Consider the following 21611-nt stretch of genomic DNA (forward strand, 5'->3'; position numbering starts at 1 on the left):
GCGGCGTCGTGCGAATCCTCGCCCGCCGCTAGTCGCGATACTCCTCGGGGCGCAGCCCGTGGCGCGCGAGCTTGTCGTAGAAGGTTTTGCGCGGCAGTTTCAGCGCGGATGCCGCTTCGGTCGCATTGCCGCCCGCGCGGGTCAGCGCCTCGGCCAGCAGCGACTTCTCGACGGCGGCCATACGCTCGGACAGGCCCAGCTCCTCGGGCGGCTCCCCCGCCTCAAGGCCCATCGCGAAGCGCATCGCCTCGGACATCAGCGCGCGGGCGTTGCCGGGCCAGTCACGCGCCATCAGCTGCGCGGTCATCTCGGGCGGGATTTCGGGGGCGCGCAGATTGGCCTGTTCGCAGGCAGTAGCGACGTAATGGCGAAAGAGCGCGGGAATATCCTCGGGGCGCTCCGACAGCGAGGGAATGCGCACCTTCAACGCCTCGAGCCGCCAGTAGAGATCGGGGTGGAAGCGCCCGGCCCGCGCCTCGCCCGGCAGGTCGCGATAGGTGCCCGCGATGAGGCGCGTAGCGGGCCGCGTCTCCAGCAATTCGATCAGCGCGAACTGTGCGGGGCGCGGCAGATCGGCCACCTCGTCGAGATACAGCGTGCCGCCCTCGGCCTGCGCGAAGCCTGCCTCCAGCGCCGCGACGTCGAGGCCCGCCGCCGCGAGCTTCACGAAGGGACGCCGTGCATTGGTGGACAGCAGATGGATCACCTCGGCGAGCTTAGAATTTCCCGCACCCGGCGCGCCGGTGATCAGCACCTCGGCGCCCGAGCGCGCGGCGCGACGGGCGGCTTCGCGCAAGCCCTCGGCCACCGGAGAGCTACCGACCAAAATCCGCGCCGCCGCATCGCCGCGCTTGCCCGCAGCCCGCGAGAACCGCGCCTCCATCACCCGCGCGCGGGTCTCCAGCGCCTTCTCAACAACGGCCAGCAAGTCTTTCCCTGTGCAGGGTTTTTCCAGAAAATCGAAAGCGCCCGCCGCCATCGCACGCACCGCCATGGGCACATCGGCCTCACCGGTCAGCAGGACCACGGGCAGTTCCGCATCGGCCTTCTGCACGAGGTCCAGCAGCGCGAACCCGTCCTTGCCCGGCATGCGGATATCGGTGACCACGATCCCTTCGAACTCGGTCGAGATATGGTCCTTCGCCTCGATATAGCTGCCCGCGAGCGTCGGCTTCAGCCCCGCCAGTTCCAGCGTCTGGCCCAGCGCCTCGCGCACCGCGCGGTCGTCATCGACAAAGAGAACCCGGCGCATCATGTCTCCACCTCGATCGGTTTGGGTTGGGCCGTGGCTTCGCGCAACTCGATGGTGAAACGCGCGCCGCCGCCGGGCACGTTCTCGCCCCGCAGGGTGCCGCCGAACCCTTGCACCAGCCCGTAAGAGATCGAGAGGCCGAGGCCAAGCCCCTCCGCCGATCCCGCCTCCTTGGTCGAGTAGAACGGATCGAAGATGCGGTCCGGATCGGCAATGCCCGGCCCGGTGTCGCGCAGGCTCAGGCGGATCATGCCATCCGCGCGCGCCATGCGGATCGTCAGGCGGCGCTCGGGCTGGCCTTCCATCGCCTCGATCGCGTTCGAGATCAGGTTGATGACGACCTGACTCAGCCGCACCTCGCCACCCATCACGATGGCGGGGAAGTCGGGGCGCTGCCAGTCCACGGTGACGCCCGCGCGCCGCAGTCGTTCGTCGAGCATCTCCAGCGCGCTTTCCACCACCGCCGCCAGCCCGACGCGGGTCGCGGGTTCGCTTTCCTGCCGCGCGAATGCGCGCAGGTTGCGGATGATGCGCGCCATGCGATGCGCCATCGCCCCGATCTTGCCCAGCGTCTCACCCGCTTCTTCGGTCCGACCGCGATCGAGCAGCAGTTCGGCATTCTCGGCATAAGACGAGATCGCCATCAGCGGCTGGTTCAACTCGTGACTGATCCCCGCCGACATCTGCCCCAGCGCCGACAGCTTGCCCGCCTGCACCAGCTCGGCCTGCGTGCGGCGCAATTCCTCGTTCGCGGTCGACAGCTCCGCCGTGCGCTCCGCCACGCGAGCCTCGAGCGCGGCATTGGCCTCGGAGAGCGCCTGCCTGCGCTCCCACAGGGCGAACATCACCGCCCCTACGGCGAGGAACCCGGCCGCGGTCGAAAGCGCCGCAAGCCGCGCCGCGCGCAACACCGGGTCGGCGGCAGCGAGCGCATGGCCCTCCATCTCGATCACCGGCAAGGCGCGCGAGACGTCCAGTGCGGGACCGGAAAGCGAGCCATCTCCCGACACCAGACGATGACCCGCAAGGTTGCGTTCGCGCAGGTGCAGCACCCCGGCGAGCGACCCCGCCGGATAGGTCGCGGGATCGGGCTTTGCACCGGGCTCGGACAGCAGCACCAGATCGGTGCGGTTGGTCAGGAAACTCACGCCGCTATCATCGGTGAACCAGACCGGCACCGGGTTGCCGCGCCCCTCGGCCTCGACATCCTCGGCGTTCAGCCGCAGCAGAACGATCCCCGCAACATTGCCGCCGGAGGCAAAGACCGGGGCTGCGAAGACGAACAGCCGATCGCCGGTATCGGGATCCACGAAATGCTCGGAGCCGGTTGCACCCTGCGCCGCCCGCGAAAGCGCCCGGTTCATTGTGACCCGGTCAGGGCTATCCGCCGGGCCTGCGAGCACAGTGCCGCCCGGCGCGATCAGCCAGATGTCGCGCGCGCCCGCATGATCAGCCAGACGTTGCAGCGTCAGGCTCACCGCCGCATCGCGCCATGTGCCGACCTCCTTCCCCCCTTCGGCGAACCGCGCCGCCAGCGCCACGACGTCGGGATGATCGGCCGCCAGCACCGCCACCTCGCGAAACTGCAACAGCGCGGCCACCAGACGATCCGAGGCCAGCCGCAGGTCGGATTGCCCCTGCGCTTCGATCCGCGCCAGACCCTCGCGTGCCGAGACCCGCCACACCCCGATAGAGGCGGCGAGCGTCAGCGCGATCCAGATCAGCAATATGGCGACACGGCCCAGCATCAGCACTCTCCCGCCCCTTTCCTTGCGGCCTACCGCGCGGCAATGCAAGGCGGAGCGTTCGCTTGGTCTTGCATCCCCGGGCGCGTTGCGGCCAATCTGGCCCCGAGTAACCGGAGCGCCGATGCAGACCCTTTCCCAATCCCCGCTCGATCCCGATTTCGTCCAGAACCCCTACCCGTTCTATGATCGGGTGCGGCAGGGCGGCCCCTTCGTGCAATGGCCCGAATACGGGTTTCGCGTCACCGCGCGCGCTGCAATCGTCGGCGCGGCGCTGCGGGACCGACGCTTGGGGCGCGAGGCCCCGCCCGAGCAGGCGGTGGACATCCCCAAGCACCTCGAACCCTTCTACGCCATCGAGCGCCATTCGATGTTGGAACTGGAAGCCCCGACGCATACCCGGCTGCGCAAGCTGGTGACGAAGGCCTTCACCCCGCGCCGGATCGCAGGGATGCAAGACGAGATCACGGCGCTCTGTCACCGGCTGATCGACGATCTGCCCGAGGACGGCTGCGACCTGTTAGAGCATTTCGCCAAGCCCCTGCCGGTGATCGTGATCGCACGGCTTCTGGGCGTGCCCGAAAGCGACGCGGACAAGCTCTTGGCGTGGTCGAACGCGATGGTGCAGATGTATCAGGCGCGCCGAGATATCAGCCTCGAGGAAGACGCGGCACAGGCTTCAGCGGACTTCGCGGCCTATCTGGGCGATCTGATCGAGACCCGCCGCAAAGCGCCCGGGGAAGATCTGATCTCGGAGCTGATCGCGGTCGAGGAAGAAGGCACCCATCTGACCCGCGACGAGCTGGTCTCCACCGTGATCCTGCTCCTGAACGCGGGCCATGAGGCGACCGTCCACCAGATCGGCAACAGCGTGAAAACCCTGATCGAGCAGACCGTCGCACCGCATTGGCTGGAGCCCGCGCGGATCGACGGCACGATCGAGGAGCTACTGCGCTTCGATCCGCCGCTGCATCTGTTTACGCGCTGGCTCTATGAGGACATGGAGTTTCAGGGACAGGTGCTGCGCAAGGGAGAGCGGATCGGGCTGTTGCTCGCCGGTGCGAACCGCGATCCGTCGGCTTGGGACGATGCGAGCGTCTTCGACCCGTCGCGCCCCGTGCGCACCAATTTCGGCTTCGGCGCGGGGGCGCACTTCTGCATCGGTGCGCCGCTGGCGCGGCTGGAACTGAAACTCGCCCTGCCGATGCTGATGGAGCGGCTACAGGGGCTCGATCTGCCGCGCCGCCCCTATTACGCGGATCTCTATCACTTCCACGGGCTGGAGAAGCTGCAGGTCACCTATACCAAGCGCTGAGCCTTCAAAGCGGCAGCGCGGTGGTGGATTTCAGCTCCTCCATCGACAGAAGCGCGGTCACGTTGTGGATTTTCACTTCCGAGATCAGCGCCTGATAGAAGCGGTCATAGGCACGCGCATTCTCGACCCGCACTTTCAGGATGTAATCGATATCACCCGCGAGACGGTGCGCCTCCATCACCTCGGGGCGCGCGCGCAGGGTGGCGAGGAACTTGTCCTGCCACTCGGCCTCATGCTCGGAGGTGCGGATCAGCACGAAGAAGCAGGCATCGAAGCCAAGCGCCTCGGGATCGAGGATCGCGGTCTGCTTTCCGATCACCCCCGCCGCGCGCAATTTACGAATCCGGTTCCAGACCGGGGTCTTGGAAGACCCTGTTTTCCGCGCGATTTCGTCGAGCGACTGGCTCGCATCGTCCTGAAGCTCCGCAAGGATTTTCCGATCCAGCTCGTCGATCTGCACCGCCATTCCGATTTCCCTCCGCTTGTTAGGAGATTGTCACTCCCTCCAAATCCATAAGGAACGAACGTCCTTATTGGCAAGGGCATATAGCCAAAAACCAGAACAATTTCCTATATTCACACTCAAGACGCAGACGAGGAGCGTGACATGGAAACTCTCGAAACTCAGACCCAGGTGACCCTTGCTGGCGCCGGTCCGGGCGATCCGGACCTGCTGACCGTGGCGGTGCTGCGCGAGATGATGTGCGCCGACGTGATCCTGCACGACACGCTGGTGAGCGCCGAGGTGCTCGCGCTCGCGGGGCCGCAGGCACAGCTGATCGAGACCGGCAAGACCGGTTTCGGCCCCTCGATGAAGCAAGGCGACATCTCGTCCCTGATCGTCCGCCTCGCGCAGGAAGGCCAGCGGGTGCTGCGCCTGAAATCTGGCGATCCGGGCGTGTTCGGTCGGCTGGGCGAGGAACTGGACGCGCTCGACGCGGCCGGGATCGCCTATCGCGTGCTGCCGGGCATCACCGCAGCTTCTGCCGCCGCTGCATCGCTCGGCCAAAGCCTGACCGAGCGCGGCCGCAATCGCGAGCTGCGCCTGCTCACCGGGCATGACGCAGACGGGCTGGCCGAACAGGATTGGTCGGCGCTGGCCCGTCCCGGCGCGGTCGCTGCGATCTATATGGGCAAGCGTGCTGCGCGCTACGTGCAAGGACGCCTGATGATGCACGGCGCCTCCCCCGCGACCCCCGCCTGTGTGGTCGAGAACGCCTCGCGCGCCGATCAGGTGATCCGCCCCGCGACGCTCGCCACCCTGCCCACCGTTACCGCCGAGGCCAAAGGCCCCGCCGTGATCCTTCTCGGGCTCGCTCCGCGCGACGCCCGCACCGCCCTCAAGGAGGCCGTGCTATGAGCAAGAAATTCAACCCCGGCGTGATCAGTGCCAATGACCTGCGCGAAGGCCATGTCGTCTACATGAACGATGCGGGCCAATGGGTGCTGCGCCTGAAAGACGCTGCCTTCCTCGACGATCCGGTGATCGCGGACATGTGGCTCGATCTGGCCAATGCTCAGCCTGAGAAAGTCGTGGGCGCCTATCTCGCGCCTGCCACGCTCGGTCCTGACGGCCCCGAGCCCGCGCATTTCCGCGAGGCCTTCCGCGCCTCCGGCCCTTCCATCGAGCTACCCGGGAGCTGATCCATGTTCCAACCCAGCGATTTCGACCGCGCCGCCGTCCGCGCGCGCGCCGAGCAGTTTCGCCATCAGGTCGCGCGCCGCCTCGACGGCAGCCTGACCGAGGACGAGTTCAAGCCGCTGCGCCTGATGAACGGCCTCTATCTGCAGCTGCACGCGTATATGCTGCGCGTGGCGATCCCCTATGGCACGATCGAGGCCCGGCAAATGCGCCAGCTCGCCAAGATCGCCGATGCCTGGGATCGCGGATACGGGCACTTCACCACGCGCCAGAACATCCAGTTCAACTGGCCGAAACTTATCGATGTGCCGGATATGATCGACGCGCTCGCCGATGTGGGCATGCACGCGATCCAGACCTCGGGCAACGCGATCCGCAACACGACGACGGATGCCTTCGCGGGTGCCGCCGCCGACGAGATCGCCGATCCCCGCCCTTACGCGGAACTGATCCGTCAATGGTCCACCGACCATCCGGAATTCCAGTTCCTGCCGCGCAAGTTCAAGATCGCGATCAACGGCGCCGAGGCCGACCGCGCCGCGATCCGCGCCCATGACGTGGGTCTGCAGCTGGTCGAGCGTGATGGAGAGATCGGTTTCCAGGTCTTCGTGGGCGGCGGTCTCGGCCGCACCCCGATGATCGGCAAGGAAATCCGCAGCTTCCTGCCCGCGGCTGATCTGCTGCCCTATCTGGAATCGATCGTGGCGGCGTGGAACCTCGCCGGACGGCGCGACAACAAATACAAGGCGCGCATCAAGATCACCGTGCACGAGCTTGGAATCGATACGTTTTCCGAGATGGTCGAAGCCGAGTTCCTGGCCCGGCGCGCGGCCTTTAGAGGCGCGGACCAAGCGATCCTCGCCGATCTCAAGGCGCAATTCGCCCCGCCCGCGCTGCCTGCGCGGGAGAGCGAGAGCTTCGAGACCGCGCTCAGTGTCGATGCGCTTCTGCGTGACTGGGCCGCGCGCTCGGTCTCGCCCCATCACAACCCCGACTACGGGGTCGTCACGGTCAGCCTGAAGGATCACGGCGCGCCTCCGGGCGATGCCACGTCCGACCAGATGCGCCTTCTGGCGGAGCTTGCCGAACGCTACGGCCAGTCGGAGCTGCGCATCAGCCACGAGCAGAACGTGATCCTGCCGCATATCGCGAAGGCCGATCTTCCCGCGCTGTTCGAGGCTCTGCGCAAGGGCGGCCTCGCCACGGCGAATATCGGGCTGACCTCGGATATCATCGCCTGCCCCGGCATGGATTACTGCGCGCTGGCCACGGCCCGCTCGATCCCGCTGGCGCAACAGATCGCGACCCATTTCCGCGATCTCGGGCTGGAGCAGGAGATCGGTGCGCTCAAGATCAAGATCTCGGGCTGCATCAACGCCTGCGGCCACCACCATCTGGGCCATATCGGCATCCTCGGTCTCGACCGTGCGGGCGTGGAGAACTACCAGATCACGCTTGGCGGCGACGCGACCGAGACGATGGCGCTTGGCGAACGTGCCGGCCCCGGCTTCGCCTATACGGAGGTGATCCCTGCGCTGGAGCGTCTCCTGCGCGCCTATCTCGAGCTGCGTGAAAGCGCCACCGAGAGCTTCCTCGACGCGCTGCGCCGCCTTGGCCCGGACCCGTTCAAGGAAGCGCTCTATGCAGAGGCTCAACGCCATGCCGCTCAGTGATGGAACGGATATCGCCCCCCGCGTCGCCGGGCTGAACGAACGCTACCGCCACCACGCCGCAACCGCGGTGATGGAGCGGGCGTTGCGGGACCCCGATGTGGGCAATGTCGCGCTGGTTTCGTCCTTCGGGGCGGAATCGGTGGTGTTGCTGCATATGGTCTCGGTGATCGCGCCCGGCACGCCGGTGCTGTTCATCGACACGCAGATGCTGTTTCCCGAGACGCTCGCCTATCAGCGCGACGTCGCAAACAAGCTGGGCCTGACCAATGTGCAGGTGATCCAGGCCGATGAGGCCGCGATCGCCCGCGACGACCCGGACGGCACGCTGCACCAGTACAGCACCGACGCCTGCTGCACCCTGCGCAAGACGGTGCCGCTGGAAAATGCGCTGTCGGGCTATGACGCGTGGATCACCGGGCGCAAACGCTTTCAGGGCGGCCAGCGCGCTGCGCTCGATTTCTTCGAGATCGAGACCGACAGCCGGATGAAGATCAACCCGCTCGCCCATTGGGACAAGCAGGACGTGCAGGATTACATGGTCGAGAACCGCCTGCCGCGCCATCCGCTCGTGGCACAGGGCTATCCCTCGATCGGCTGTGCGCCCTGCACCTCGCCGGTCAAACCGGGCGAAGATGAACGCGCGGGCCGCTGGCGCGGCGCCGCCAAGACCGAATGCGGCATCCACTTCATCGGCGGCAAGGCCGTCCGTGTGAACAGTGAAGGCCAAGTGATTGAGAACAAGGAGAATGTGGCATGAGCGTGATCGTTCGCGACGACGGCTTCCACAATGACGACTTCACCGGGGCGAGCCTCGACATCGCGCCGGAGACCGATGCGGGCTACCTGCCTGCGCTGATCGAAGGCGCCGAGATGATCCGCGTCCTGTTCCCGACCTTCTCGGACGGGCGCGGCTTCTCGCTGGCGCGCCGCATCCGCGCGCTCGGCTATACCGGGCGTCTGCGCGCGGCGGGCCCGCTGATCGCGGATCAATATGCGATGGCGCGGCGCGTGGGCTTCGACGAGGTCGAGATTCCGCCGGAACTGGCCGAGCGCCAGCCGCAAGCGCAATGGCTCTTCCGCGCCGACTGGGCCGCGCATGACTACCGCGCGCGGCTCGCCGGCTGAGGCTTTCACCCGTCCGCGATATCCGATAGACCATAACGAAACCGGCAATTGAGCCAGATCAAGGGCCAGCGCTCACGCAAGCTGTATCCGATCTGTATATTTGCCAGACCGAGGCGCCTGCCCCGGCCCGAGAGAGATGTGACAATGAACGAGAGCGCCGTGACCGACATCCCCAAGGTGAAGACCCTGCCCGACGCGCAGACCGTGACCGAAGTGACCCATTGGACGGACCGGCTGTTTTCCTTCCGCGTGAGCCGCCCGCAGTCCCTGCGTTTCCGCTCGGGCGAGTTCGTGATGATCGGGCTGATGGGCGACAATGGCAAACCGCTGCTGCGCGCTTATTCCATCGCCTCGCCCAACTGGGACGAGGAGCTGGAATTCTACTCGATCAAAGTGCCCGACGGGCCGCTGACCTCGAAGCTGCAGCATATCAATGTGGGCGACCAGATCATCCTGCGCCCCAAGCCCGTGGGCACGCTGGTCCATGACGCGCTGCTGCCGGGTAAGCGGGTGTGGTTCCTCGCCACCGGCACCGGCATCGCACCGTTCGCCTCGCTGATGCGCGACCCCGAGACCTACGACAAGTTCGACGAGGTCATCATGATGCATACCTGCCGGACGGTCGAGGAACTAGAATATGGCCGCCAGTTGGTCGAGAACCTGATCAACGATCCGCTGATCGGCGAGATGGTGGACGGCAAGCTGAAATACTACCCGACCACGACCCGCGAGGAATTCCATCACATGGGTCGGATCACCGACAATCTCGAGAACGGCAAGGTGTTCAAGGATCTCGGCCTCGAGCCGATGAACCCCGAGACCGACCGCGCGATGGTCTGCGGCTCGCTCGCCTTCAACAAGGACGTGATGGCGGTGCTCGAAGGGTTCGGGCTGCGCGAGGGCGCGAATTCCGAGCCGCGCGAATATGTGGTCGAGAAGGCCTTCGTCGGCGACGGCATCTGATCTGGCTCAGGGGGCGCTGCCCCCTCGGGCTTCGCCCTCACCCCCGGGATATTTCTCAAGAGCGAAGATGGGCGTCTGTCCTGTCTTCGCTCTTTTCAAATATCCCGGGGGGCGCGCGGCAGCGCGCGGGGGCAGAGCCCCCTTGTGACCCAGCGTTTTTTCCGCCGCGACTTGGGAGTTCGCCTCATCGTTGCTATCTTGAAGGCATGACCGAGGGGATCACCACGATGACGCGCCACCAATTGAGCCATAGCTTTCGCGAACATGTCGCCGATGGCGTCGTCCATGTGCTGGGCGTCGTTTTCGCCGTGGCAGGCGTCAGCGCGCTGATCGTCTGGGCGTCGTTGGCGGCACCGGCCGGGCGGGTTTGGCCGCTCGCGGTCTATTCCGTGGGGCTGATCGCCTCTTTCTCGCTCTCGGCGGCCTATAACCTCACCCTGCATGCACCGACGCGCGCGGTGCTCCGGCGCTTCGACCACGCCGCGATTTATCTTCTGATTGCCGGCACTTACACGCCGATGGCGCTGATCGGCCTCGGCGGCGTCGCAGGCTGGGCGCTGACCGCGACGGTCTGGGCGCTTGCCACCTTCGGCATCGTAATGAAGCTCGGCTTCTTTCACCGCTCGGAGCGCACTGGGTTCTGGCTCTATCTGGCGATGGGCTGGCTCGGGATGATCGCGATGTGGCCGCTGATCGTGGCCCTGCCCCTGCCCGCGCTGATCCTGCTGGTCGTGGGCGGACTGACCTATACTGTCGGCGTGATCTTCTACCAGACCGAGCGCATCCCCTTTTCGCGCGCGATCTGGCACGGCCATGTGCTGGCCGCGGCCGCGACGCATTACGCGGCCGTCATCGTGATCTCGCACTGAGCGGGGTTCAGAGCGGTTCGATATCGCCCATCGCGCGGGTCTCGTGGAATTCCGAGACGAAGCGCGCCAGCGCCCCCTCGTCGATCGCCGCGCGCAGGCCCGCCATCAGCTCCTGATAGTAATGCAGGTTGTGCCAGGTCAGCAGCATCCCCGAGATCATCTCGCCGGAGCGGAAGACGTGGTGCAGATAGGCGCGCGAATAATTCGAGCAGGCCGGGCACGTGCAGGCCTCGTCCAGCGGGCGCGGATCATCGGCGTGGCGGGCGTTCTTGATGTTCACCTGACCGCGGCGGGTCCAGGCCTGACCCGTGCGCCCCGAGCGCGATGGCAGCACGCAATCCATCATGTCGATGCCGCGCTCGACTGCACCGACGATATCGTCGGGCTTGCCGACGCCCATCAGGTAGCGCGGCTTGTCCTGCGGCAGCATGCCCGGCGCATAGTCGAGCACGCCGAACATCGCCTCTTGCCCCTCGCCCACGGCGAGGCCGCCGACCGCAAAGCCCTCGAAGCCGATTTCCTTGAGTTTCTCGGCACTTTCCTCGCGAAGTTCACGTGTCACCCCGCCCTGCTGGATGCCAAACAGCGCATGGCCCGGACGGTCGCCGAAGGCATCGCGCGAGCGTTGCGCCCACCGCATCGAGAGGCGCATGGACTTGGCCACTTCTTCCTCGGTCGCGGGCAGCGCCGGGCACTCGTCGAAGCACATCACGATATCCGAACCCAAAAGCTTCTGGATCTCCATCGAGCGTTCGGGCGAAAGCACATGTTTCGAGCCGTCGACATGGGAGGCAAAGGTCACGCCGTCCTCGGTCAGCTTGCGCAGAGACGCGAGGCTCATCACCTGAAACCCGCCCGAGTCGGTCAGGATCGGCTTCTCCCAGTTCATGAACTTGTGGAGCCCGCCCAGACGCGCCACCCGCTCCGCCCCGGGGCGCAGCATCAGGTGGTAGGTATTGCCCAGCAGAATATCCGCGCCGGTCGCGGCTACCGATTCCGGCATCATCGCCTTCACGGTCGCGGCGGTGCCCACGGGCATGAAGGCCGGCGTGCGGATCTCGCCGCGGGGCGTCGAGATCGTCCCGGTGCGCGCAGCACCATCGGTAGCCTTGAGGGTGAAGCTGAACTTGGTCATCTGGGGGCTCTCCTTCGGCCCGGCTGATAGCCCCAAAGCGCCGCGAAGGGAAGGCCACGTGGGGCGCAAGGGCATGGACCGGAATCGCTTTTTGGCCTTACGCTAGGGCAAAAGGAGGCTCGCCATGTTTCGTTCCATCCTTCTAACCCTCTGCGCCACGCTCGCGCCGTTCGCCGCGGCTGCGCAAAACCAGCGCATCAGCCATTGTATCGCGATTGCCGATGCCGCGCCGGGGATTGAGTATCTGCACAAGGCAAGCTGGTCCGACCCGGTGCCGGAGCAATCGGTGCGGTTGCATTACATCGACCATTCGATGGTTCTGTTGCAGACTGAGGGCGGGCTATCGGTCGTCACCGATTTCAACGGCTGGACCGGCGGGGCGCGCTTTGCCCCTGATTACGTCACGATGAACCACGCCCATTCTAGCCACATGACCGATATGATCCCCGAAGGCACGGTGGCCCTGAAAGGCTGGTCGGATCAGTTCGGCGTCGCCGCCGAGCACCACCTGGACCTCGGCGAGATGCTGATCCGCAATGTGCCCACCGCAATCCGCAGCTTCGGCGGGGTCGAGGAGAACGGCAACTCGATCTTCGTCTTCGAGGTGGCGGGGCTCTGCATCGGCCATCTGGGCCATCTGCATCACGAGCCCGACCCCGCGCAATATGCGGCGCTGGGGCGGCTCGATGTGGTGATGGCGGCGGTGGATGGCTCGATGACGGTCGATCAGCCGACGATGATCCGCATCCTGAACCGGCTGCGCTCGCGCATCGTGATCCCGGTCCATTGGTTCGGAGAACCGACCCTGCAGAGTTTTCTCGACGGGATGGAAGGCGTCTTCGCGGTCGAGCGACCCGGCGTGAGCGAAGTGATCGTCTCGCTCAGGACCCTGCCGCGCGAGCCGACCGTGATGGTGCTGGAGCCGGAGCGACTGCAATAAGCTCCTCTCAACTCTCCGCCTTCTTCTCCCAGCGGCCGCCCTCTTCCGACCAGTAGATCGCTTTCGCGCCCGCGCCGGTCAGGGTCTTCCACTGCCCGCGCGCATGTTGCACCGCCTGCGGGTCGTTTCCGTCGAACAGAATCCAGACGCGTTTATGGGCGTCGGTTTCCTCCGCCGCGACCTCGGCGCCGTCGACGGCCATCATCGCCTCGCGTCCGTCGCCTGCGGGCGCGGTGCCCAGCAGGATCGGCTGCAGCGCGTCATGCGGCCCGCCTGCGAGCCCGTGCGGCAGGAAGCTCGCCTCGTTTCCCATCAGCCAGAGCCTCTGGTCGAGCCAGTCGAGCCGCGCGGAATCGGTCCCGCGCAATTCCACCTTCCAACCCTGCTCCACCGCCCGGGAGGCGAGGTTCAGCACCACCTCCTCGAGGCTGGAGCGGGTCAGATGGTAGAAATTGACCTGCCCCATCTCAGGCTTCGAACTTGTCGCGGATCAGACGGTCGAGCATGCGCACGCCCCAGCCGGTCGGCCCTTTCGGCGCCAGGGTGGTCTCACCCGGCGGAAGCGCCACGCCCGCGATGTCGATATGGCACCACGGCACCTCGTCCTTTACGAAGCGCTTCAGGAAAGCGGCCGCGGTGATCGCGCCGCCCCAACGGTTGCCGACATTGCGCATATCGGCCAGCCGAGATTTCAGCGCCTTGTCATAGGCGGGCTGCAGCGGCATGTGCCACGCGCCCTCCCCCTCGGTCTTCGCCGCTTTAAGAATGTCGGCTACGAACTTGTCATCATTGGCGAAAAGACCCGCGTTCTCGTGGCCGAGGGCGACGATCACCGCGCCGGTCAGCGTGGCGAGGTTGACCATCGCCTTGGGCTGGAACCGGTCCTGCGCATACCAGAGCACATCCGCCAGAACGAGGCGGCCTTCGGCATCGGTATTGATCACTTCGATCGTGTCACCCTTCATCGAGGTCACGATATCGCCGGGGCGTTGCGCGCGCCCGTCGGGCATGTTCTCGACGAGACCGACGAGGCCCACGACATTCGCCTTGGCCTTGCGCAGCGCCAGCGTCCGCATCACGCCCGAGACGACGCCTGCGCCGCCCATATCCATCGTCATCTCTTCCATGCCCGCGCCGGGCTTGAGCGAGATGCCGCCCGCGTCGAACACGACGCCCTTGCCGACGAGCGCGAAGGGCGCCTCGCCCTCCTCGCCGCCCTTCCACTGCATCACGACCAGCTTGGAGGGCATTTCAGAGCCCATGCCGACGCCCAGAAGCGCGCCCATGCCGAGCTTCTTCATATCCGCTTCTTCGAGGATTTCGACATCGAGGCCCAGCTCCTGCATCGCGGCGAGGCGGGCGGCGAAATCGTCGGTGGTCAGGATGTTGGCGGGCTCGTTGACCAGATCGCGGGTGAAGAACACGCCCTCGGCCAGTGCTGCATGCGGGGCCGCGGCGGCGGCGACCTCTTCGGGCTTGTCGACCATGATCGTCACCGGCCCGTAGGCCTTCTTGTCCTCGCCGGTGTGATAGTCGAAGCGATAGGCGCGCAGCGCGAGGCCCAGCGACAGATCGGCGGCGCGCGGATGGTTCTGCGCCACCACGAGCGCGCCCGCCTCGCCCAGTTTCGCGCCGATCGCGGCCCCTGCCTTGCGGGCCTCGTCGGCGCTGGCCTTGCGGTCGAGCCGCACCAGCTGCACCGCTTCGGCGGCGATCGCGGCGGGCCAGCTCAGCTCCATCGCCTCGCCCGCGCCCAAGCCTGCGAAGGCTTCCGAGTCCACCGCGCGCTTGATCGCGCCCTTCATCGCCCGATCCAGCTTGCGCCCGGCCTGACCCAGCTTGCCGTCACCGCCCACGACCAGCGCGATCCGCCCGCTTTGGGTGGCGAAGACCTCCGGATCGGTTTCCTTGAAGGCGATAGCAACAGGTTGGGTCATATGGGGCTCTCCGCAGATGGGACCGTCGCGCGCGTCGGCGGCGCTCGGTCGCGATTGGCATCAAATTGCGCGCGAGCCTAGCCCTGCCTCCGGAAAATGAAAAGCACCCCCGCTGTGCCCTTCCCTCACTTCGCCCGACAGGCTAGAGAAAGGGAAATATTCGGGGGTATTGAGAGGGTCGTGACGCAACTGGACAGATATGTTTTGTCCAAATTGATGGCGCTGTTCGGGTTTTTCGCGCTCGTGCTGGTCTCCGTCTATTGGGTCAACCGGGCTGTGATCATGTTCGACAGCCTGATTTCGGACGGCCAGACCGCAACGGTGGTGCTGGAATTCACCGCGTTGACCTTGCCTTACGTCATCCGCATCGTCCTGCCGGTCGCCGCCTTCGCCGCCACGATCTACGCGTTCAACCGGCTCGATCAGGACAGCGAATTGGTGGTGATGCGCGCCACCGGCACCTCGAACTGGCGGCTGGCGCGTCCGGTGCTGGTCTTCGGGCTGATCGCCTCGGTGATGATGGCTTTGCTGGTGAATTTCCTCGTCCCCGCCGCGAAGGCCCGGCTGGCCGAGCGCCAGCAGGAGGTCGCGCAGAACCTGACCGCGAAATTCCTCACCGAAGGCACGTTCCAGCATCCCGCGCCGGGCATCTCGATCTATATCCGGCGCATTTCCGATCTGGGGGAGTTGCAGGATATCTTCGTCTCCGACAGCCGCTCGGCGCAGACGAGCACGGTCTATACCGCCGACAAGGGCGTGATCGTGAAGACCGAGACGGGGCCGAAACTGATCATGTTCTCGGGCATGGCCCAGACGCTGCGCAAACCCTCGGACCGCCTGTCGGTCACGCGGTTCAGCAATTTCACCTATGATATCGGCTCTTTCCTGAAGGCCGGGAAAGCGCGGGCACCGAAGATCGACGAGATGACGACGCCGCGCCTCGCCGCGATGATGGCCGGGACCGGTCTGGATGCGACACCGGGTGCGGAGAGCGCCAAGGCCGCCCGCGACGCGCTGCGGCTGGAGCTTGCCCGGCGGATCACGCAGCCCCTTCTGGCGCCGATCGCGGCGCTGATCGGCTTCTCGGCGCTGATGATGGGCACGTTTTCACGCTTTGGCATGTGGCGACAGATGTCGCTCGCCATTGGCGGGCTGATCGTCGTGCAGGTGCTGCAAAACGCCGCCGAGACCAGTTCCGGGCGCGACCCCTCGCTCTGGCCGAGCCTGATTGCGCCGACGCTGGGCGGGATCGTGATGGTGCTGTTCATGCTGTGGTGGTCGGGGCGTCCGCGCCGTATCCGGCCCAAGCGGGAGGCTGCCGCATGACGCTTGCCCTCTATCTTGCGAAACGGTTCCTCCGCAGCTTTCTGATCGTCGCGGCGAGCTTCTGGGGCATCCTGTTCCTGATCGACGTGGTCGAGGAAATCCGCCGCTTCTCCGATCAGGGGCTGAGCCTGCTGCAGCTCTCGGTGCTCTCTGCGCTCAACATCCCCGAGACGATTTACACCATCCTGCCGCTGATTGTGATGCTGTCGGCGGTGGCGCTGTTCGTCGCACTGGCGCGCAGTTCGGAACTGGTGGTTATCCGGGCGGCGGGCCGGTCCGCGCTGCGGATGCTGGCAGCCCCGATCGCGGCGGCGCTGGTGATTGGTCTACTGGCGCTGCTGGTCGGCAACCCGCTCGTCTCCGCCACCTCGAAGCGCTACGAGACGCTCGTCGATCACTACACGTCCGATGGCGGCTCGACCGTCTCGATCGGGCGTGAAGGCGTGTGGATGCGGCAAAGCGCGGGCCTTGCCTCGGACGGCAAGTCGCTGGCGCAGGCGGTGATCCATGCCGAGCGCGCCAATGGCGATGCCACGACTCTGCATGGCGTGACCTTCCTGATCTTCGACCCTAATCGCGGCCCGGTGCGCCGGATCGACGCGAAGACCGCGACGCTGGTGCCGGGCGCATGGCAGTTGCAGGACGTGAAGGACTGGCCGCTGGGCGAATCCACCAACCCAGAGCGCGACGCCACAACCCAAGACAGCCTCTCGCTGCCCTCGGACCTGACGGTCGCCAGCATCCGCGACAGCTTCGGCAAGCCCTCTGCGGTGCCGATCTGGCAATTGCCGAGCTTCATCGCCTCGCTCGAGGATGCGGGCTTCTCGGCGCGGCGCCATATCGTGTGGTTCCAGATGGAGCTGGCGCTGCCGGTGCTGCTGGCCGCGATGGTGCTGATCGCTGCCAGCTTCACGATGGATCATGTGCGCTTTGGGGGCATCGGCGCGAAGGTTCTTTTGGCGCTGGCCGCCGGTCTGGGCTTGTTCTTCCTGCGCAATATCGCGCAAGTTCTGGGCGATAACGGACAGATTCCCGTTCTGCTCGCGGCCTGGGCGCCGCCGGTGATCGGGTTGATGCTGCCGCTGGCGCGGCTACTGCACCGGGAGGATGGGTGATGCGGCGGCAATTCGGCGCTTTGGCAGGACGGGCGAGCGCCTTGGCGCTGATCGTCGCGCTTGGCGTGGCGGGACCGCAGACGGTGCGCGCACAAGACGCCACCGCGACAGCCTCCACCACGACACAGGACGCGGCGATCCCCTCTTCGGACGAACTGGCGACGCTGCTGGCCGACCGGGTCTCGATCCGCAATCAGAACGAGCTGGTCGCAGAGGGCAATGTCGAGGTCTTCTACAAGTCGAACCGGCTTTCGGCCAAGCGCGTGGTCTATGACCAGAAGGCGGACAAGCTCTACCTCGAAGGTCCGATCCGGCTGGTGCAGCCCGGCCAGTCGCAGGCGGTGATCCTCGCCTCGCAGGCGGAGCTGTCCTCTGATTTGCAGAACGGCATCCTGCTCAGCGCCCGCATGGTCATGGCGCGCGAATTGCAGCTCGCCGCCGCCCGGATCGAGCGGCGCGACGGCGCGATCACGATCATGAACAAGGTCGTAGCCTCGTCCTGCGAGGTCTGCCGGACCAATCCGACGCCGCTTTGGGAAATCCGCGCGAGCCGCGTCGTGCATAACGCGACCACGCGGCAGATCGTCTTCGAGGATGCCCAGTTCCGCGCGGCGGGCGTGCCGATCGCCTATCTGCCGCGGCTGCGGTTACCCGCGCCGGGTGTGCGGCGGATGACGGGCTTCCTCGCCCCGCAATTCCGCACCACGAGCGGCCTCGGACCGGGGCTTCTGGTGCCCTATTTCATCGCGCTCGGGCCCAGCCGCGACCTGACGGTGACGCCCTATGTCGCGACCTCGCGCACCGAGACGCTGAACCTGCGTTACCGGCAGGCCTTCAACTGGGGCAAGATGGAATGGTCGGGCGCGCTCAGCAATGACGACATTCGCAGCGGCACGCGCGGCTATCTCTTCGGCGACCTCGAGGCGCAGCTGCCCCGCGAATTCCGCCTGACCGCGCAGCTTCGGCTGGTCAGCGACGACAGCTACCTGCTCAATTACGGGCTCGGCGACGACGATCGGCTGTGGTCGGGTGTCGAGCTCGAACGGGTACGTCGCGACGAGATGATCTGGACCCGCGTCGGCAATATTCACTCGCTGCGCGCGGATGAGAACAACTCCACCGAACCGATGCTGAGTGGCACCGGCGAGTGGATCCGCACCTTCCGCCCCGCTGGGATCGGCGGACAGGGCAGCCTGCGGTTTTCCACCTTGGCGACGCGGCGCGCTTCGAGTTCGACGCTCGATCTCAACGGCGACGGACGCCCCGACGGGCGCGACATGGTGCGTGGCTCGCTCACCGCCGATTGGCGGCGCAACTGGCTGTTCGGGCCGGGTATGCTGGGCTCGCTCGAGGCGCAATTCGCGGGCGACATCATCGAGACCAACCAGGATCCCGCCTTCAGCGACACGATCCTGCGCGGCCAACCCACCGTCGCCGCGGAAATCCGCTGGCCCTGGGTGAAGACGAGCGGGCGCGCCGCCTATGTGATCGAGCCGGTGGCGCAGATCGTCTGGGCGCCCGATCATCTGGCCGACGCCCCGAACGAGGACAGCCAGCTGCCCGAATTCGACGGCGGCAACCTGTTCTCGCTGACCCGCTATCCGGGCGAGGATGCGCGCGAGACCGGCCTGCGCGCCAATGTCGGGCTCGGCTGGACGCGCTATGACAGCTCCGGCTGGTCGCTGGGCGTCGCGGCGGGCCGCGTCTTCCGCCAGCGCGATCTGAGCCAGTTCTCGCAGGGCACGGGGCTGTCGGGGACGAAATCCGACTGGCTCCTCGCAACCCATCTGGCCACCGCGAACGGGCTGACGCTGTCGAACCGCGCGCTGTTCGACGATAACTTCTCCGTGTCGCGCGACGAGTTGCGGCTGTCGCGGGCCGGCGACGACTTCAACGTCTCGGCAGGATATCTCTGGCTCGAGAAAAACCCCGCCGAAGGGCGCGACGACAACATGTCGGAACTGATGCTCGACACGGGATGGCGTTGGGGCAACGGCTGGTCGGGCACGCTCAGCACACGTTACGATTTCACCGCCGAGCGCGCCGCGCGCGCCAAGCTCGGCCTGCGCTACCAGACCGAATGCATCGCGGTTGATCTTTCCCTCTCGCGCCGCTTCACGTCATCCACTAGTGTAGCCCCGGAGACCGATTTCGGCCTTTCCGTCCAACTCGTCGGCTTCGGCGCGAGTGGCGGTGCGCCCGCGCGGCGAACCTGCGGAGGGTGAGGCTGAGGATCGCAAAGCGGCCCAGCGGGCCCAGAGGATCAACGAGGCCCAAAGGGCCAAGACTGAACGAGACGAAACGGACAGGCACGCTCATGACGATGATGACCCGACTGCTCACCCTTCTGGCGCTGATGCTCGCCCTGCCTTTCGCCGCAGGGACGGCGCAGGCGCAATCGGGCGGCAGCTTCGCGCCCGTCGTTACCGTCAACGGGATGGGCGTGACCGAATACGAGATCAGCCAGCGCCAGCGCTTCATGCAGCTGCTCAATGCCGGCTCGAACTCCCGTGAGGATGCCGAGAAGGCGCTGATCGAAGATCGCCTGCGCGTCTGGGCCGGCAATCGCATCGGCATCAAGCTCGACGAAGCCGCGATCCAGCAGGGCATGGACGAATTCGCGGGCCGCGCGAACATGACTGGCGAGCAATTCGTGCAGGCGCTGCAGAAAGAAGGCGTCGATCCGAACACCTTCCGCAACTTCACCGAGGCCGGTCTCGTCTGGCGTCAGGTGGTCCGGGCGCGGTTCGGGCCGCAGGTGAACATCACGAAAGCGGACATCGACCGCGCGATGAAGCCCGAAAGCCAGACCGGCAAGGGCGTGAAAGTGCTGATCTCCGAGGCGATCGTGCCCGCCCCGCCGGGCCGCGAGCGCGCGGCAATGGGTCAGGCGCGCCAACTGTCGGCCGCGCAGGGCGAAGGCGCCTTCGCAGCACTCGCCCGTCAATATTCGGCCGCTCCCTCGCGGGATCGCGGCGGGCGTCTGGACTGGATGCCGATCGACAAGCTGCCGCCGCAACTGCGCGGCGTGGTGCTCAAGCTCAAACCCGGCACGGCGACCCAGCCGATCGAACTCAAGGGCGCGGTCGCGGTCTTCATGCTGCGCGCGATCGGTGACGGCGACGCGCCGTCGGGCCCGCAGACGCTGAGCTACATGACCTTCGCGATCGGCCAGACCGGCTCGCAGCAATCGGCCAAGATCCAGAGCCAAGTGGCCGCGGCGCGCCAATGCAACCAGCTCTACACGATCGGCAAGGGCTTCCCGGCAAGCGCGCTCACCATGCATGAGGACGTGGCGCAGGCGCAGGTGCCGACCAATGTCGGGCTCGCGCTGTCGCATCTCGACGTGGGCGAAAGCGAAGTGATCCCGCAGGGCGCAAACGATCTTCTGGTGATGCTCTGCGATCGCAAAGTGGCCCCCGAGGGCGACCAGTCGGCCCCCGACCGCGATCAGGTCCGCGCGGCGCTGGAGAGCAAGGCGCTCGAAGCCTATGCCAACGGCTACATGGCCGATCTGGAAGCCGACGCGGTGATCGTGCGCAAATGAGCGCCCAGCCGACCGATCGCACCGCGGCCCGTGCGCCCGACCGCCCCGTGATCCTCAGCTGCGGCGATCCCTCGGGGGTGGGCCCCGAGATCGCCGCCCGCGCCTGGGAGCATTGCGGCGCGAAGCTGCCCTTCGTCTGGATCGGCGATCCTGCGCATCTGCCGCGCGGCACCAAGATCCGCGAGATCGACCGGCCCGCCGATGCGCTGCGCCATGCCAGCGCCGGGCTGCCGGTGCTGCCCCATCAATTCCCCGCCGCCGCCCTGCCGGGCGAGCCGGACCCGGCCAATGCGAAAGCCGTCATCGACGTGATCGCGCGCGGCGTCGATCTGGTGATGCGCGGCGAAGGCACCGGGCTGACCACCGCCCCGATCAACAAGAAAGCGCTGAAGGACGGGGCAAAGTTCACCTTTCCCGGCCACACCGAATATCTGGCCCATCTGGCGGGGGTCGAGCGGGTGGTGATGATGCTCGCCTCGTCGCGGGTCGACCCGCCGCTGCGCGTGGTGCCCGCCACGATCCATGTCGCGCTCTCCGAAGTACCGAAACTCCTGACCCCGCAGCTTCTGCGCGAGACGGTGCGGATCACCTATGAAGGGCTGCGGCGCGATTTCGGCTTCTCTGCCCCGCGGATCGCCGTGGCGGGGCTGAACCCGCATGCGGGCGAAGGCGGCGCGATGGGCTCCGAGGAAGGCGACTGGATCGCCGACACGCTCGACGGTCTGCGCGAAGAGGGCTACGCGGTAGCGGGCCCGATGCCAGCCGATACGATGTTTCACGCCCGCGCCCGTCAGACCTACGACGCGGCGATCTGCGCCTATCACGATCAGGCGCTGATCCCGATAAAGACGCTCGATTTCGACGGCGGGGTGAATATCACGCTCGGCCTGCCCTTCGTGCGGACCTCGCCGGATCACGGCACCGCCTATGACATCGCGGGCCAAGGCCGCGCCAACCCCGCCTCGCTGATCGCGGCGCTGGAGATGGCGGCCCGGATGGGAGCCGCGCGTCATGACTGAGGCTGCGT

At 66.4% G+C, this 21611-nt stretch carries 20 protein-coding genes; 14 read left to right on the forward strand and 6 right to left on the reverse strand.

Annotated elements, in window-relative coordinates; translation table 11 throughout:
• Positions 1-28: 28 nt before the first annotated feature.
• On the reverse strand, positions 29-1255 hold the full coding sequence (locus tag BMI91_RS01430; protein ID WP_078546775.1) for a sigma-54-dependent transcriptional regulator: 1227 nt from the start codon (positions 1253-1255) through the stop codon (positions 29-31).
• Positions 1252-3000, reverse strand: a complete 1749-nt coding sequence (locus BMI91_RS01435; RefSeq protein ID WP_078603743.1) for an ATP-binding protein — start codon at positions 2998-3000, stop codon at positions 1252-1254. The genes BMI91_RS01430 and BMI91_RS01435 overlap by 4 nt, the downstream gene beginning before the upstream one ends.
• A gap of 121 nt (positions 3001-3121) precedes the next feature.
• On the opposite strand from BMI91_RS01435, the gene BMI91_RS01440 reads away from it, so the two are divergent.
• On the forward strand, positions 3122-4312 hold the full coding sequence (locus BMI91_RS01440) for a cytochrome P450 (protein ID WP_078603744.1): 1191 nt from the start codon (positions 3122-3124) through the stop codon (positions 4310-4312).
• Between the two features lie 4 nt (positions 4313-4316).
• Here the strand turns inward: BMI91_RS01440 and BMI91_RS01445 are convergent, their stop codons facing one another.
• On the reverse strand, positions 4317-4778 hold the full coding sequence (locus tag BMI91_RS01445) for an Lrp/AsnC family transcriptional regulator (protein ID WP_078519325.1): 462 nt from the start codon (positions 4776-4778) through the stop codon (positions 4317-4319).
• Positions 4779-4919: 141 nt separating this feature from the next.
• On the opposite strand from BMI91_RS01445, the gene cobA reads away from it, so the two are divergent.
• From cobA to trhA, 7 genes are all read left to right on the forward strand, one after another.
• Positions 4920-5672 (forward strand): uroporphyrinogen-III C-methyltransferase, encoded by a 753-nt coding sequence (gene cobA / locus BMI91_RS01450; protein ID WP_078570321.1) that lies wholly within the window; start codon positions 4920-4922, stop codon positions 5670-5672.
• On the forward strand, positions 5669-5956 hold the full coding sequence (locus tag BMI91_RS01455; RefSeq protein WP_078546765.1) for a DUF2849 domain-containing protein: 288 nt from the start codon (positions 5669-5671) through the stop codon (positions 5954-5956). Before cobA ends, BMI91_RS01455 begins: the two co-directional genes overlap by 4 nt.
• A gap of 3 nt (positions 5957-5959) precedes the next feature.
• Positions 5960-7627 carry a nitrite/sulfite reductase gene (locus tag BMI91_RS01460; protein ID WP_078603745.1) on the forward strand — a complete coding sequence of 556 codons (1668 nt, stop codon included), beginning with the start codon at positions 5960-5962 and terminating at the stop codon, positions 7625-7627.
• On the forward strand, positions 7596-8384 hold the full coding sequence (locus BMI91_RS01465; protein ID WP_425274911.1) for a phosphoadenylyl-sulfate reductase: 789 nt from the start codon (positions 7596-7598) through the stop codon (positions 8382-8384). Before BMI91_RS01460 ends, BMI91_RS01465 begins: the two co-directional genes overlap by 32 nt.
• Complete coding sequence (locus BMI91_RS01470) at positions 8381-8752, forward strand: DUF934 domain-containing protein (protein WP_078546761.1); 372 nt, start codon at positions 8381-8383, stop codon at positions 8750-8752. The genes BMI91_RS01465 and BMI91_RS01470 overlap by 4 nt, the downstream gene beginning before the upstream one ends.
• 144 nt (positions 8753-8896) lie before the next feature.
• Positions 8897-9715, forward strand: coding sequence for a ferredoxin--NADP reductase (locus tag BMI91_RS01475; protein WP_078603746.1), 819 nt, complete (start codon positions 8897-8899; stop codon positions 9713-9715).
• A 206-nt stretch (positions 9716-9921) separates the two neighbouring features.
• Complete coding sequence (gene trhA / locus BMI91_RS01480) at positions 9922-10584, forward strand: PAQR family membrane homeostasis protein TrhA (protein WP_341853187.1); 663 nt, start codon at positions 9922-9924, stop codon at positions 10582-10584.
• A gap of 7 nt (positions 10585-10591) precedes the next feature.
• Here trhA and tgt read toward each other — a convergent pair whose 3' ends face one another.
• On the reverse strand, positions 10592-11719 hold the full coding sequence (gene tgt / locus BMI91_RS01485) for a tRNA guanosine(34) transglycosylase Tgt (RefSeq protein ID WP_078603747.1): 1128 nt from the start codon (positions 11717-11719) through the stop codon (positions 10592-10594).
• Positions 11720-11843: 124 nt separating this feature from the next.
• On the opposite strand from tgt, the gene BMI91_RS01490 reads away from it, so the two are divergent.
• Positions 11844-12659 (forward strand): MBL fold metallo-hydrolase, encoded by an 816-nt coding sequence (locus BMI91_RS01490; protein WP_078603748.1) that lies wholly within the window; start codon positions 11844-11846, stop codon positions 12657-12659.
• A gap of 7 nt (positions 12660-12666) precedes the next feature.
• Here the strand turns inward: BMI91_RS01490 and BMI91_RS01495 are convergent, their stop codons facing one another.
• Positions 12667-13125 carry a DNA polymerase III subunit chi gene (locus tag BMI91_RS01495; protein WP_078519333.1) on the reverse strand — a complete coding sequence of 153 codons (459 nt, stop codon included), beginning with the start codon at positions 13123-13125 and terminating at the stop codon, positions 12667-12669.
• A gap of 1 nt (position 13126) precedes the next feature.
• Entirely contained in the window at positions 13127-14596 is a 1470-nt protein-coding gene (locus BMI91_RS01500; protein ID WP_078603749.1) for a leucyl aminopeptidase, read from the reverse strand.
• Positions 14597-14776: 180 nt separating this feature from the next.
• Between BMI91_RS01500 and lptF the strand changes: the two genes are divergently transcribed.
• From lptF to pdxA, 5 genes are all read left to right on the forward strand, one after another.
• Positions 14777-15922: an LPS export ABC transporter permease LptF gene (gene lptF, locus BMI91_RS01505; protein ID WP_078599241.1), complete on the forward strand. Its 1146-nt coding sequence runs from the start codon at positions 14777-14779 to the stop codon at positions 15920-15922.
• Entirely contained in the window at positions 15919-17037 is a 1119-nt protein-coding gene (lptG, locus tag BMI91_RS01510) for an LPS export ABC transporter permease LptG (RefSeq protein ID WP_078519336.1), read from the forward strand. Before lptF ends, lptG begins: the two co-directional genes overlap by 4 nt.
• A complete protein-coding gene (locus tag BMI91_RS01515) occupies positions 17037-19262 on the forward strand; it encodes an LPS-assembly protein LptD (RefSeq protein WP_078603750.1) in 2226 nt (741 codons plus the stop codon). Before lptG ends, BMI91_RS01515 begins: the two co-directional genes overlap by 1 nt.
• Before the next feature lie 92 nt (positions 19263-19354).
• Positions 19355-20584 (forward strand): peptidylprolyl isomerase, encoded by a 1230-nt coding sequence (locus BMI91_RS01520; protein WP_078603751.1) that lies wholly within the window; start codon positions 19355-19357, stop codon positions 20582-20584.
• Positions 20581-21603 carry a 4-hydroxythreonine-4-phosphate dehydrogenase PdxA gene (gene pdxA, locus BMI91_RS01525; RefSeq protein ID WP_078599242.1) on the forward strand — a complete coding sequence of 341 codons (1023 nt, stop codon included), beginning with the start codon at positions 20581-20583 and terminating at the stop codon, positions 21601-21603. Before BMI91_RS01520 ends, pdxA begins: the two co-directional genes overlap by 4 nt.
• Positions 21604-21611 lie beyond the last annotated feature (8 nt).

Source organism: Thioclava sediminum (assembly GCF_002020355.1).
Lineage (GTDB): Bacteria > Pseudomonadota > Alphaproteobacteria > Rhodobacterales > Rhodobacteraceae > Thioclava > Thioclava sediminum.

Coding starts and splice junctions, on each gene's coding strand:
- BMI91_RS01430 (WP_078546775.1), bottom strand. CDS start 1,255: ATGATGCGCCGGGTTCTCTTTGTCGATGACGACCGCGCGGTGCGCGAG.
- BMI91_RS01435 (WP_078603743.1), bottom strand. CDS start 3,000: ATGCTGGGCCGTGTCGCCATATTGCTGATCTGGATCGCGCTGACGCTC.
- BMI91_RS01440 (WP_078603744.1), top strand. CDS start 3,122: ATGCAGACCCTTTCCCAATCCCCGCTCGATCCCGATTTCGTCCAGAAC.
- BMI91_RS01445 (WP_078519325.1), bottom strand. CDS start 4,778: ATGGCGGTGCAGATCGACGAGCTGGATCGGAAAATCCTTGCGGAGCTT.
- cobA (WP_078570321.1), top strand. CDS start 4,920: ATGGAAACTCTCGAAACTCAGACCCAGGTGACCCTTGCTGGCGCCGGT.
- BMI91_RS01455 (WP_078546765.1), top strand. CDS start 5,669: ATGAGCAAGAAATTCAACCCCGGCGTGATCAGTGCCAATGACCTGCGC.
- BMI91_RS01460 (WP_078603745.1), top strand. CDS start 5,960: ATGTTCCAACCCAGCGATTTCGACCGCGCCGCCGTCCGCGCGCGCGCC.
- BMI91_RS01465 (WP_425274911.1), top strand. CDS start 7,596: ATGCAGAGGCTCAACGCCATGCCGCTCAGTGATGGAACGGATATCGCC.
- BMI91_RS01470 (WP_078546761.1), top strand. CDS start 8,381: ATGAGCGTGATCGTTCGCGACGACGGCTTCCACAATGACGACTTCACC.
- BMI91_RS01475 (WP_078603746.1), top strand. CDS start 8,897: ATGAACGAGAGCGCCGTGACCGACATCCCCAAGGTGAAGACCCTGCCC.
- trhA (WP_341853187.1), top strand. CDS start 9,922: ATGACCGAGGGGATCACCACGATGACGCGCCACCAATTGAGCCATAGC.
- tgt (WP_078603747.1), bottom strand. CDS start 11,719: ATGACCAAGTTCAGCTTCACCCTCAAGGCTACCGATGGTGCTGCGCGC.
- BMI91_RS01490 (WP_078603748.1), top strand. CDS start 11,844: ATGTTTCGTTCCATCCTTCTAACCCTCTGCGCCACGCTCGCGCCGTTC.
- BMI91_RS01495 (WP_078519333.1), bottom strand. CDS start 13,125: ATGGGGCAGGTCAATTTCTACCATCTGACCCGCTCCAGCCTCGAGGAG.
- BMI91_RS01500 (WP_078603749.1), bottom strand. CDS start 14,596: ATGACCCAACCTGTTGCTATCGCCTTCAAGGAAACCGATCCGGAGGTC.
- lptG (WP_078519336.1), top strand. CDS start 15,919: ATGACGCTTGCCCTCTATCTTGCGAAACGGTTCCTCCGCAGCTTTCTG.
- BMI91_RS01515 (WP_078603750.1), top strand. CDS start 17,037: ATGCGGCGGCAATTCGGCGCTTTGGCAGGACGGGCGAGCGCCTTGGCG.
- BMI91_RS01520 (WP_078603751.1), top strand. CDS start 19,355: ATGACGATGATGACCCGACTGCTCACCCTTCTGGCGCTGATGCTCGCC.
- pdxA (WP_078599242.1), top strand. CDS start 20,581: ATGAGCGCCCAGCCGACCGATCGCACCGCGGCCCGTGCGCCCGACCGC.